The organism is Arachidicoccus terrestris, assembly GCF_020042345.1.
Classification (GTDB): domain Bacteria; phylum Bacteroidota; class Bacteroidia; order Chitinophagales; family Chitinophagaceae; genus Arachidicoccus; species Arachidicoccus terrestris.
Window position 1 is genome coordinate 2293838 of the sequence record NZ_CP083387.1, and the last position, 12517, is coordinate 2306354.

Here is a 12517-nt window from a genome sequence, read left to right on the forward strand (position 1 = left end):
TCGTTTAACTTAGGTTTCAGGATCAGTATTTCCGGGTCAAAGATCCTCAATTATTATAAAATGTCCATAAATTTGGGTTTCGTGGGTAGTTTTTCAACATTGTTAGTTAATAATTTTTATCAATTGGCTACTAATTAGTAAAATTGCACCTGAAGGTATGTCGGCCAGCAGGAATACGCCCGACAAAAACGAAGCATATTCAGGGAGACCGGTAAGCGGGGGATTCTTAAAATGTGCTGAATTCAGGTTTATTCCGAATGGCAAATGGCTTTAACAGCCGTTGCCAGACATGACCGATCATTAAAAACAATTAAATTTTTACCGATGAAATTTATCGTTTCCTCTTCCACCTTACTGAAACAATTGCAACATATTGGGGGTGTGATCAGCAGCAACACAATCCTGCCGATTCTGGAGGACTTTCTCTTCGAGATCACTGACAAAAAATTGTCTGTGGTTGCCACTGACCTTGAAACTGTGATGCGCGTCCAGATTAATGTTGAAAGTAATGAAGACGGAAGGTTCTGTGTACCGGCAAAAATTCTGCTGGATACACTGAAGGCCCTGCCCGATCAACCGCTTACCTTTAGCATAGAAAGTAATTACGCTATTGAGATCACCAGCGACAGCGGTAAATACAAAATTCCCGGTGAAGATCCGGAAAACTTTCCCAAAGATCCTTCGGACGAAGAAGGGAATGCCTTTAAAATGCGCAGCGATGCCTTGCTGACCGCCATCAATAAGACACTTTTTGCCGTCTCTACCGATGACCTGCGGCCGGCCATGACAGGTGTATATTTTGAGCTGGGACTCAACGACATCCAGTTCGTCGCCACTGACGCACATCGCCTCGTTAAATACCGTCGCACCGACGTTTCTCCGGGAGAAACCAACAGTTTCATCGTACCACGTAAACCTTTAAACGTATTGAAGAATGTCCTTCCTGAAAATGAAGACCAGTTGGACATCAGTTATACAAATAATCACTTATTCGTCTCTCACGAAAATATCTCTCTGATTTGCCGGCTGATCGATGCCCGCTTCCCCGATTACAAAGTGGTGATTCCTACGGAAAACCCTTATGTGATGACCATTAACAAAGCAGCTTTCACCAGTGCGCTGAGGCGTGTCAATGTATTTGCCAACAAAAGCACCAACCTGGTTGGTCTATCTATTTCCGGCAGCGAACTGCAACTAAAGGCCCAGGACATTGACTATAATTTCGAGGGGGATGAGAGAATGGAATGCCAGTATGATGGCGAGCCCATTCAGATAGGTTTCAATGCAAAATTCCTCAGTGAAATGCTGGGTGCCGCTGATTCCAGTGATGTGAAGGTGGAACTCTCGACACCGGCGAAAGCTGGGTTGATCAAACCAACGGAGCAGGGAAACAATGAAGACCTGCTTTTGCTGATGATGCCGCTGATCTTATAAATTTTCGCTTTTTATAGCCAGGAGCACTCCATTAAATATTCAAAAAGGCCCGGACCGACTCCCCGATTAAAGCGGGAAATAAGTTCGGGCTTTTTATATGTACCTAACAGGCAGTTGATATAGTTTTTGATTATACGAAGTCCACGTACCATCCATCCGACAAACGCTTTGTCTTATATATTTTGATGTGATACCCCTCTCCGGAAGTGTCAAACCCGTTGGAAAGACTGAACCTGTAATTATGCAGGGGACAGACAATACAGTTCTTGGAATCCAGATAGCCGTCCGCCAGCTCATGGCCTGCATGCGGACAAATTCCGGAGAATGCAAATAACCGGTCACCTTTTCTTGCTAATGTAATTTTACGTCCTTCCAGTTCCATGGCGCATAAGCCATTTTTGGAAAAACGAATCTCTTGTAATCGATCAGCTAGTTTGTACAGCGACATAGTTCAAAAAAAATTGTTTAAGTAGTTAATAGTATTGCACTTTATAGGGATAGCGGATACTATATAGCTCCCGGACCCTGGTCAGTAAAAAATCCCTAAGGGTGTCTATGTTTTCTCTTCTGGCAGCGGAAATGAAGATGCTGTTCCCCTCCGTTATGTTGTGCCACTTTTGATTCAGCTCTTCCAGAATTTGTTTTTTAACCTCTTCGGGAAGCCACTCATCAAAATTCTTTTCCACGTAAAGGTCCATCTTATTGAATACCGTAATAATTGGTTTATCAGACGCGCCGAGCTCCTGAAGGGTTTTATTCACCACCTCGATCTGTTCCTCATGTTTCTCATGAGAAATGTCTACGACATGGACTAAAAGATCCGCTTCCCGGACCTCATCCAGTGTGCTTTTGAAACTTTCAATCAGATGATGAGGTAATTTTCGGATAAAGCCAACGGTATCGCTTAAAAGAAACGGGGTATTCTCCAACACCACTTTTCGGGTGGTGGTATCCAGCGTAGCAAATAACTTGTTCTCGGCAAATACATCGCTTTTACTTAGCAGGTTCATAATAGTGCTTTTCCCCACATTCGTATAACCGACTAAAGAAACCCTGATAAATTCCCCACGCTCTTTTCTTTGGGTGTAAGATTGTTTTTCAATCTCTTTGAGTCTTTTTCTAAGCAGAGAGATCTTGTCTTTTACAATACGGCGGTCGGTTTCTATTTCTGTTTCTCCCGGCCCCCGGGATCCGATGCCCGCCCCCTGTCTTTCCAGATGTGTCCACATGCCTCTAAGTCGGGGGAGAATATATTGATATTGTGCCAGCTCTACCTGTACTTTAGCCTGGGCGGTTCTTGCCCGCCGGGCAAATATATCAAGAATCAGGTCACTTCGGTCAATCGTTTTGACTTTAACCACTTCCTGGATATTCTTGATCTGGGATCCTGTAAGCTCATCATCAAATATGAGCAGGTCAACCTGACGACCTGCGATATATTGTCTGATCTCATCAAGTTTACCTTTCCCTACAAAAGTCCTGCTATCGGGGTTGGGCAGTCGTTGAATAAACCTTTTGACCGTTTTGGCTCCGGCCGTCTCCGCCAAAAAAGCTAATTCATCCAAATATTCATTTGCCAATGCTTCTGTCTGGTCCGGCTGCAGCACACTGACCAGAACCGCAACCTCATCTTCCGCTATTTTATTCTGCTTATCTATCAATGGAATTAACTTTTGGCAAAGATAGCATTTGTTAATCTATTTGTAATACATGTTATTAAGGCAGGTACGCAATTTTATCATAAAAATTGGCCTTTTGCGTCCTATAATCAAAAGAGCAGACCCGCGAATAAATCACTGATCTGCTCTTTAACGTAATTCTTTGTATTGATATTATGCCGCACCGGCACCTTCAGCGCATAACTTACATGACCCCCAGCGCCAATCCTACGCTGTAAGGATGTAAAGAAGGCCCCGCCCCGGTATTGAGTAACGGTGTCAGCTGATAAGTTCCAAATACGGAAAATAGACCATAACCCACTCTGATTGTACCACTTACGCGCGTATTTTTAAAAAATCTCTTGCTATATTCCTTGTCGATATAGCCTTTGCCATAAATAGTACTGCCATCGGCATTCATTTCATTCTTGCCTTTGCTGTGTGCACTTAACAAGAGTCCGCCTTTCAGGCCAACAGCCAACCTGAATCCTTTATTCGGATGTTCCATATTGGCGCTGTAACGCAGTTCCAGTGGAATCTCAAAATAGTTCAGTACAACTTTGAATTTATTGAATGAATTGGTTGTCCCGGTAATGTGGTCGGAAATTTGCAATTCACTTTCAGTAGATTTAATGTCCACATATTTTCCATTAAAAAACAAATTAGCGCTACTATAACCTATTCCAAATCCGAGGCTGTAGTGGGGATTACTTTTAAAAGGCTTATCTAACATGAAAGAGAAATTAAACTCCCGGCTAAAACCGTTCGTTTTAAAATCATCGGTGGCGCCTCCAAGCCCCATACCACCAAACTGGAACATAAAATGATCTGCGCCGCGATGGCTAAGATCTATATTGGCAAACTTTTTTCTTTTATCCGCAGCTTTTTGTGCAGATGCATCTGTCTCTACTTGCTGAGCCAGGGCAGGAGCACTGCTATCCTTGACGGCACTATTTGATTGAGCAGCAACAGGAGGAGTGACATCTGTAATCTGTGCCTTCAAAATACCCATGGAGCAGACTGCAATGGTAAAAAGGCCGATAAGTTTCTTCATTCTGTTTTGTTTTCCCTGTAATAAATTTATGAGGGGTGATTTCTTAATGGGCAAATATAAATGAATTGTTGTACCTGTCTGTTAAAAACTTAGTAAAAATGTCTGTTTTTCACCTGACTAGATTTACAATATTTTACTGCTTTTTAACCGGTCATGGCAGCCGGCAGGATAAAATTGCGCCTTATTGACCCCTTTGATTTAACATACAAAAAGAGTTGATATAACAAAAAAATGGTATTTTTAATGCCTGATTCCTTAACTTCTAACGATTTTTATTTTATGTCAATACCTGTTGTAGACCTCTCCGATTTCCTGGGGATTGAACCGCTTGAAAAAGACGCCTTTGTCCAAAAATTAGGGAAAGCCTATGAAGAAGTAGGCTTTGTCGCCGTCAAAAACCATGGCATTCCACAATCATTGATCAGTGACTTGTATACTTATGTCCAATCCTTCTTTAATCTCCCTACATCCGTCAAGGAGCATTACGAAAAACCCGAGCTTGCCGGCCAGCGAGGCTATACCAGTTTTGGGAAGGAGCATGCCAAGGGTTTTGACGCGCCGGACCTCAAGGAGTTTTTTCAGTATGGCCAGACCGTAGAGGGAGAGGAGCTCCCCGGTGAAAATTATCCGCCCAACGTTGCAGTCGATGAAGTACCGCAACTGGAACCGACCCTTTATGAAACCTACCGGCATTTTGAACAGAGCGGCAAAGCCTTACTGTCCGCCATTGCGCTTTACCTGGGACTGGATGAACATTATTTTGATGCATTTGTGCACAATGGCAATTCTATCATTCGCTGCATCCATTATCCGCCAATTACGCAGGAGCCTGCCTCCGCGATCCGCGCAGAACAGCATGAAGACATTAACCTGATTACCTTGCTGGTAGGCGCTTCAGCTGATGGACTGGAAGTAATGACTAAGGAAGGAAAATGGGTGCCGGCAACCGCCGCGCCCGATGAAATCGTCGTCAACGTCGGAGACATGCTCCAAAGACTCACCAATAATAAACTTAAGAGTACAACCCACAGAGTCGTAAATCCGCCCCGGGAAAAATGGAACACGAGCCGGTATTCCATCCCGTTCTTTCTGCACCCCCGCAGTGAAATGAGCCTGGATTGCCTGGAAAGCTGCATCGACAAAGACCATCCTAAGGCCTATGCGCCTATTACGGCAGGAGGCTATCTGGATGAACGCCTCCGGGAGATTGGTCTGAAAAAATAAAGGGCATTCAAAACATAAGAGAGCGGCTGCAGTTATCTGAGATAACCGCAGCCGCTCTCTTATGTACCGGTTATATGTTTATGTAAGACCCTATTTCGTCCAAACGTTGTTATTGCGGTCACCGTCCGGCAGATCATGTTTCGGATCCAATTCCACTTTGGTCACGGCGCTGGTCGTATTCACTTTAAAGGTCCAGCTGGCCCCTCTTTGCCATACTTCTACCGGCAGTTTTATATCCGTCACTTTCCCGTTCTCTTCGGTGACCTGAACCAAGACGGGCATGACCATTTTTTCTTTATTCAGGATCGTTACCAGGCAGCCATCCTTCAGATCATTACTGGCCTGACGCACCTCTGTAATCGCCTGATCCAGCTGCCAGGTCTTATAAACCCATTCTTTCCAGAACCAGTTCAGGTCTTCACCTGCCCCGTTATTCATGCTACGGAAAAAATCTTCGGGCTGTGGATGCTTAAAAGCCCAGTCGTGGATATATTGCTTAAAGGCATAATCGAACCTGTCACGGCCCAATACAACATTTCTGAGGATTTTAAGGCCTGCAGCAGTTTTAAAATAATACTGGCCATAATCGCTTAAGCCTATGTTCTCCGGAGCAGTGATCAGTGGGCTGGTACTGGATTTTATCACCTGTGCAATATGCATGATATCCTTATTGGTGGTATCTCCGTATTCGCCCCCGTTAAACCAGTTAGAAGCAAAACTATTGATAAAAGTATTCATCCCTTCATCCATCCACATAAACCTTCTTTCATTGGAGCCGACGATCATGGGAAACCAGTTGTGACCGATCTCGTGGGTAACATCATGGAAAAGGTTACCATCTTCAATATTATACATGCAGAAAACAATGCCCGGATATTCCATCCCAAGAGCCACACCGGCGACCGCAGTGGCATTGTCCCATGGGAACTCAAAATAATGCCTGGAATAAAACTCTATGCTTTGCTTCAGATATTGTGCAGCCCTCCCATAACGATGCACCCCTTTGCTTTCAACCGGATACACGGCGCTGGCCAGCCCTTTTCTGCCCGATGGATAGTTCACCCTTGCGGCATCCCATATAAAAGCGTTGGAGGCCGACCAGGCGATATCACGGGAATTGTTCATCTTAAAATGCCAGGTCAGGTTACCCTTTGCGGCAGGTCTGGAAGCTGCGGAGCCAACTTCTGATTCACTGACAATAGTCACTGTACTGTCTGAACCGGATGCTTTTTTTAGCCTTTGTTGCTGCGTTTTGGTAAGTACATCTTCAGGATTTTGTAATACGCCAGAACCGGCTACAATCATAGAAGCAGGTACGGTCACGTAATAATCAAAGTCGCCATATTCCAGATAAAATTCACCGAGTCCCATATATGGTAAGGTATTCCAGCCTTTAATATCATCATACACACACATTCTGGGATACCACTGAGCCAGTTCATACACCACTCCGTTCTTGGTATATAATCTGCCCATTCTATCGGCTCCGTATCGGGGGATAGAAAAAGAATAACTGACCTTTACATCAATGGCGTCTCCTTTTGGTGCCATGGTTACTGGCAGACGCAACTGCATTCTGGCATCTGAGATCACCGGCTCAATCTTATAGGTCCTGCCCTTATATACAACTTCGACCGCTTGAATGTGCTCCCCCCCTTTGGTATATCCTTTTACATCAAAGCGATCCCCCGAAATAGGCGTAGTCGCCGCCCCCCGGGAGCTCGGCTCAAATAGATTCTGGTCCAGCTGCAACCATAGATAATGAAGAGAATCGGGACTGTTATTCAGATAATGGATCTTGACTTCCCCCGTCAGTGTCGTATCCGGCTCATTGAGGGTGGCATGGATCTCATAATTAACCTTGTTCTGCCAATAGGCAGGTCCTGGGGCACCACTTGCACTTCTATACATATTACCTGACTGTGTAAAGAAACCTGGATCAAAGGCCTCATGCTGATTATAGTTCGTTTCAGGATGTTGCTCCTGTGCCTGAACCGCAAAAGGGCCGATAGCGCAGGTAACCAGTATAAAGGCCAACCGGGAAAAAGCTCTCATTATTATATTATTTGTATGTGTTATTACTTGCTCTAAGCCATTTACCCCGGAAAACGGGGCGTCAAAGCGGAAGCTTGAATGGACGAATATACGATAATCACAGATTTTGTGTGCAATGCGTGAAAATAATTCCTATTTAATGCGGCTGTTATCGCCTCCCGGAAGAATATACCCCGGAAAAAAGCTGCTAACTTCAAAACTACACTTATTTTTGCGCTATGATGATGTCGATGAGTCTGATAGGATGGATCGTTTTAGCAATATTAGCGTTAGTAGTCCTCATACAACTTGGGTATTACCTGTTCGTATTCAGGAAGCTGGCCTATTATACCCCCAAAGAAAAGAGTACCAGCCAGGAATATGCGGTGTCCACTATTATATGTGCCAAAAACGAGGCAGAGAACCTGGCCACCCACCTGCCCGGTGTGCTGGTGCAGGACTACCAGACAACGCATGAAATCATCGTGGTCAATGACAATTCCACCGATGAGACCAAATACCTTCTGGAAGAATTCCAGAAGCAGTTCAAAGTATTAAATATCCTCCCTCTGGTACAGGAGGCCCAGGGTATTCCGGGCAAGAAGTTTCCATTATCTATGGGGATCAAATCCGCCAAATACGAAATCCTGCTACTGACAGATGCTGATTGCGTACCAGCGTCAGAAAAATGGATGCAGCTTATGCAAAGCGGTTATGATACAGGTATTGACATTGTGCTGGGCTATGGTCCATACAACAAAAAGAAAGGCATGCTCAATCAGCTGATACGTTTTGAGACCTTTCATACCGCATTACAATATTTAAGCCTCGCCCTCTCGGGACATCCTTATATGGGAGTGGGGCGCAATCTTTCCTACAAAAGAGAGCTCTTTATTAAAAACAAAGGCTTTGCTTCCATCAATCATATTCCCAGCGGGGATGATGATCTTTTTATCAGCAAGGTTGCCAAAAAGGGAAACACGGCTATTATGATCGACCAGGCAGCCCACACGATCAGTGAGCCTCCGCTGACCTGGAGCGCCTGGATGAAACAAAAAAACAGGCATTATACCACGGCCAAATATTACAAGCCTAAAACAAAATTCTTACTGGGCCTTTATAGCGGCTCCGGCTTTTTGGTTTATCCGGCACTCATCGCAGCGATTATACTGGCTAACTGGTGGATGGCACTCAGTATTTACCTGGTCAGAATGCTGGTACTCGCCATTATCTGGAAAAAAGCTATGAAGCAGTTAAATGAACAGGACCTTTGGTCAAAATTCATTATTTTCGATTTGTGGATGTTCCTGTACTACTTTATTATGGCCCCTTCCCTCTGGAAAAAGCCGGCTAAAAAGTGGAAGTAACCGTTCCATGCAGCTAATTCTCCGTCAAAGCAGTAAATATTCATGAAAAAAGCGATTCCAGTCAGTCTGATTCTCGTGGCGTTGTCCTTAGTAGGTTTTGTTTTCCTGCAGGTGAACTGGGTCGTCAATATTGTCCAGACACAGGAACAGAAGATCATCTTCAGGGTTTTCAAAGCCGCCAGTGAGGCCGTTGATTCTCTAAGCAAATCCTCTGCCACCGCCATGCGGTTACGTGACCAGAGCCTCACCTTTCCGTATAATGGCAATATACTGCCCAGCATTAAAGTCAACCAACGCTTTTCAGAAGCAGAGGTCAATCAGATTATTTTAAAAGCCATGACCCGGAACGAGGCGGAGAAGTACCATATTGAATACGCGATCGTATTTGGACAGGGTTCCGCCGGCATCCCCGAACAAATGACGCCAAATTTTGCGCCGCTGGTTCAAAAATTTGTGACAGATTCTATATTAAGAGAGAATACCCCGAATCAGACTTTCCCCATTGATGCAAGACAGGAAGACGGTTATGTGACCGCCACAGAATTTATGACGGTATTGATCCCGGATTTGAACGGCCAGGCCTGGCGTTCACTGACCTGGATACTTTTTGGCTCTGCCCTTTTGACACTTATCACGATCTCCGCTTTCTATCTTACCGTGCGCACCATGCTGCAACAACGCAGGCTCAGTAAGATCAAGAGTGACTTTATCAATAACATGACCCATGAGTTCAAGACGCCACTGGCCACCATTTCGCTGGCCGTGGATGCTTTACAGAACCAAAAGGTACAGGGTGATAAAGAAAAGTCGGGATATTTCAGCGGCATCATTAAAGAAGAGAACCGACGCATGAATAAACATGTGGAAACTATATTGCAGGCTGCCCTTATGGAAAAACAGGAACTCAATCTTAAAAAAGACGACTTACATATACACGACCTGGTGCGCCACCTGGTAGACAACTTTACCCTGCAATTATATGATAAGTCGGGCGAGGTGGTGATGCACTTAAACGCAACCAATGACCTGATCCGGGGCGATGAAGTCCATATTAATAATTTATTGAACAACCTGATCGATAATGCGGTTAAGTACTCAAAATCTGATGTCCCGCCCCGTATCGTTATTACAACGACCAATTCTGCCAAATACCTGATCATACAGGTAAAGGACAATGGGATCGGGATGTCCAAAGAATCCGCCAAACGAGTGTTTGAAAAATTCTATCGCGCCCATACCGGCAATTTGCATAATGTAAAGGGCTTCGGATTGGGGATGACGTATGTGAAAGATATAGTAGAGGGTCATAACGGTAAAATTAAAGTAGACAGCACCCTTGGAAAAGGCACCACCTTCACCGTTGAACTGCCGCTTGCCTGAGCTTCATAATAGCCTTCAAAATACATTGAAATTAAATTAATGTGTATTTTTTTTGACTAACGGTTGTTATATACAGAAGAATAGTTTTAATTTTGCGATATTAATTTATTTTTAATTCAAAAAATTAATCAATGTCCCTGAGATTTGACGCTATTAGTGCTTTAACCAGTGATACCACCACCAAAGCAGGTATTGCTGATACAAAAGTGACCGGTATTTTTGGAGAAAACGTCTTTACACTGGAAAAAGCCAGATCCTTTCTGAGCGGTGAAGCTTATAAAAGCCTTTTAACCAGCGTCCAAGGCGGAAAAAAAATTGACCGCAATCTTGCCGGCCAGATTGCCATCGGCATTCGTGCCTGGGCAGAAAGCAAAGGAGTAACCCACTATACGCACTGGTTCCAGCCATTGACGGGTACTACTGCAGAAAAACATGATTCTTTCTTTACCTTAAAAGGAGATGGTACACCCATTGAAGAATTTGACGGTGGTACACTGATCCAGCAGGAGCCTGACGCTTCTTCTTTTCCTAATGGCGGGATCCGTGCTACATTTGAAGCCCGTGGTTATACGGCGTGGGACCCTTCTTCTCCTGCCTTCATCTATGAAATGGGTGCCGGTAAGACGCTGTGCATTCCTACTATATTTGTATCATATACAGGTGAATCCCTGGACTATAAGGCCCCGTTATTAAAAGCGGTTGAATCTGTCAGCAAGGCGGCTGTTGAAGTAGCCAACCTGTTTGACAAAAGCATCAGCAAAGTAACACCTACACTGGGCTGGGAACAGGAATATTTTGTCATTGACGAAGCGCTCGCCAATGCACGCCCTGACCTGATCCAGGCCGGCCGTACTGTATTTGGCGCCGCACCCGCCAAAGGGCAGCAGCTGGATGACCACTATTTCGGTTCTATTCCTGAGCGGGTATACGCCTTTATGCGTGACTTTGAAAATGAATCTTACAAGTTAGGCATTCCATTAAGAACAAGACATAACGAGGTAGCGCCTGCCCAGTTTGAGGCTGCGCCTATCTTTGAAGAAATCAATATCGCGGTTGACCACAACATTCTGTTGATGGATCTGATGACCCGGGTGGCCAAAAGGCACAAGCTGAAGGTTTTACTGCATGAAAAACCTTTCGCGGGTATTAATGGTAGCGGCAAACACAATAACTGGAGTCTGGCTACAGATACAGGCGTTAACCTGCTGGCGCCGGGCAAAACGCCGAAGACCAACCTGTTATTCCTGACATTCTTTATCAATATTATCAAAGCGGTACATGACCATGCGGACATTCTGAGAGCCTCTATCGCTTCTGCCAGCAATGATCACCGTCTGGGAGCCAACGAAGCGCCTCCTGCTATTATTTCTGTATTCGTCGGAGAATACCTGTCTCAGGTTTTAGGTGACCTGGAAAAACGCGTAGGAGATAAATTTGATGAGCAGGATGAAGCCATTCTCAAACTGGATCTGCACAGATCTATTCCTGAACTGCTGCTGGATAACACAGACAGAAACAGGACCTCTCCGTTTGCCTTCACGGGTAATAAATTTGAGTTCCGTGCCGTAGGTTCTTCTGCCAACTGCGCGAATGCAATGATCACCCTGAATACGATTATGGCGGATTCGCTGAAGAAATTCAAGGCAGAAGTGGATGAGCTGATCAAAGGTGGCAGCAAAAAAGAGATCGCCGTAATGCAGACCTTACAGAAGTATGTCGTAGAAAGTAAAAGTGTACTTTTTGAAGGGGATGGCTATAGTTTCGAGTGGGAAAAAGAGGCTGAAAAACGCGGACTCCCCAATGTTAAAACAACACCATTGGCGCTTGATGCACTCTCTACCGATAAAGCAAAAGAACTGTTTGAATCCAACGGTGTCTATACCCATCGCGAGCTGGAAGCCCGTCATGAGATTGAACTGGAGAACTATCTCAAAAAGGTGCAGATCGAAGGGCGCGTAATGGGCGACCTGGCCTTAAACCACATCATTCCGGTAGCCGTCAACTACCAAAATACCCTGGCTCAGAATATCAAGAACCTGAAAGACCTGGGTATGGACGAGGAGAGCTACGCCGGCCAGAAGGATCTGTTAACCCGTGTTTCCAAGCATATTCAGGTGATCTATACAAAGATCCATGAAATGACAGAAGCGCGTAAAGTAGCCAATAATATCGAGAACATCCGCACCCGAGCCATCGCATATGATAGCCAGGTGAAAGCGCAGTTCTTTGATGAGATCCGTTATCATGTCGATAAACTGGAACACTTGGTTGACAATGAAAACTGGACATTGCCTAAATACAGAGAAATGCTGTTACTGCGATAAGTGTAGTTGCTTAGCGTTAAATTCAACTTAACCATTCAATGC

9 protein-coding genes are annotated in these 12517 nt (G+C 44.7%); 5 read left to right on the forward strand and 4 right to left on the reverse strand.

The window, feature by feature from the left end; genetic code table 11:
• Nucleotides 1-324 precede the first annotated feature (324 nt).
• Nucleotides 325-1434 (forward strand): DNA polymerase III subunit beta, encoded by a 1110-nt coding sequence (dnaN, locus tag K9M52_RS09010; RefSeq protein ID WP_224071729.1) that lies wholly within the window; start codon nucleotides 325-327, stop codon nucleotides 1432-1434.
• A 130-nt stretch (nucleotides 1435-1564) separates the two neighbouring features.
• On the opposite strand, the gene K9M52_RS09015 is transcribed toward dnaN, so the two are convergent.
• From K9M52_RS09015 to K9M52_RS09025, 3 genes are all read right to left on the reverse strand, one after another.
• Complete coding sequence (locus tag K9M52_RS09015; protein ID WP_224071730.1) at nucleotides 1565-1882, reverse strand: Rieske (2Fe-2S) protein; 318 nt, start codon at nucleotides 1880-1882, stop codon at nucleotides 1565-1567.
• Between the two features lie 25 nt (nucleotides 1883-1907).
• Complete coding sequence (gene hflX / locus K9M52_RS09020) at nucleotides 1908-3095, reverse strand: GTPase HflX (protein WP_224071731.1); 1188 nt, start codon at nucleotides 3093-3095, stop codon at nucleotides 1908-1910.
• 202 nt (nucleotides 3096-3297) lie between these two features.
• Nucleotides 3298-4146: a porin family protein gene (locus tag K9M52_RS09025; protein WP_224071732.1), complete on the reverse strand. Its 849-nt coding sequence runs from the start codon at nucleotides 4144-4146 to the stop codon at nucleotides 3298-3300.
• A gap of 243 nt (nucleotides 4147-4389) precedes the next feature.
• Here K9M52_RS09025 and K9M52_RS09030 point away from each other — a divergent pair, with 243 nt between their 5' ends.
• Nucleotides 4390-5370 carry an isopenicillin N synthase family dioxygenase gene (locus K9M52_RS09030; protein WP_224071733.1) on the forward strand — a complete coding sequence of 327 codons (981 nt, stop codon included), beginning with the start codon at nucleotides 4390-4392 and terminating at the stop codon, nucleotides 5368-5370.
• A 90-nt stretch (nucleotides 5371-5460) separates the two neighbouring features.
• On the opposite strand, the gene K9M52_RS09035 is transcribed toward K9M52_RS09030, so the two are convergent.
• Nucleotides 5461-7425, reverse strand: a complete 1965-nt coding sequence (locus tag K9M52_RS09035) for a M1 family metallopeptidase (RefSeq protein WP_224071734.1) — start codon at nucleotides 7423-7425, stop codon at nucleotides 5461-5463.
• A 281-nt stretch (nucleotides 7426-7706) separates the two neighbouring features.
• On the opposite strand from K9M52_RS09035, the gene K9M52_RS09040 reads away from it, so the two are divergent.
• The 3 genes from K9M52_RS09040 to K9M52_RS09050 all read left to right on the forward strand — a co-directional run bounded on the left by K9M52_RS09040 (nucleotide 7707) and on the right by K9M52_RS09050 (nucleotide 12475).
• On the forward strand, nucleotides 7707-8771 hold the full coding sequence (locus tag K9M52_RS09040; RefSeq protein ID WP_394369862.1) for a glycosyltransferase: 1065 nt from the start codon (nucleotides 7707-7709) through the stop codon (nucleotides 8769-8771).
• 42 nt (nucleotides 8772-8813) lie between these two features.
• Entirely contained in the window at nucleotides 8814-10151 is a 1338-nt protein-coding gene (locus K9M52_RS09045; RefSeq protein WP_224071736.1) for a sensor histidine kinase, read from the forward strand.
• A gap of 131 nt (nucleotides 10152-10282) precedes the next feature.
• A complete protein-coding gene (locus tag K9M52_RS09050; RefSeq protein ID WP_224071737.1) occupies nucleotides 10283-12475 on the forward strand; it encodes a glutamine synthetase III family protein in 2193 nt (730 codons plus the stop codon).
• Nucleotides 12476-12517 lie beyond the last annotated feature (42 nt).

Excerpts from the sequence above, each read along its gene's own strand:
- K9M52_RS09030 (WP_224071733.1), top strand. The coding sequence starts at position 4,390 with ATGCCTGATTCCTTAACTTCTAACGATTTTTATTTTATGTCAATACCT.
- K9M52_RS09045 (WP_224071736.1), top strand. The coding sequence starts at position 8,814 with ATGAAAAAAGCGATTCCAGTCAGTCTGATTCTCGTGGCGTTGTCCTTA.
- K9M52_RS09025 (WP_224071732.1), bottom strand. The coding sequence starts at position 4,146 with ATGAAGAAACTTATCGGCCTTTTTACCATTGCAGTCTGCTCCATGGGT.
- K9M52_RS09015 (WP_224071730.1), bottom strand. The coding sequence starts at position 1,882 with ATGTCGCTGTACAAACTAGCTGATCGATTACAAGAGATTCGTTTTTCC.
- K9M52_RS09050 (WP_224071737.1), top strand. The coding sequence starts at position 10,283 with ATGTCCCTGAGATTTGACGCTATTAGTGCTTTAACCAGTGATACCACC.
- dnaN (WP_224071729.1), top strand. The coding sequence starts at position 325 with ATGAAATTTATCGTTTCCTCTTCCACCTTACTGAAACAATTGCAACAT.
- K9M52_RS09035 (WP_224071734.1), bottom strand. The coding sequence starts at position 7,425 with ATGAGAGCTTTTTCCCGGTTGGCCTTTATACTGGTTACCTGCGCTATC.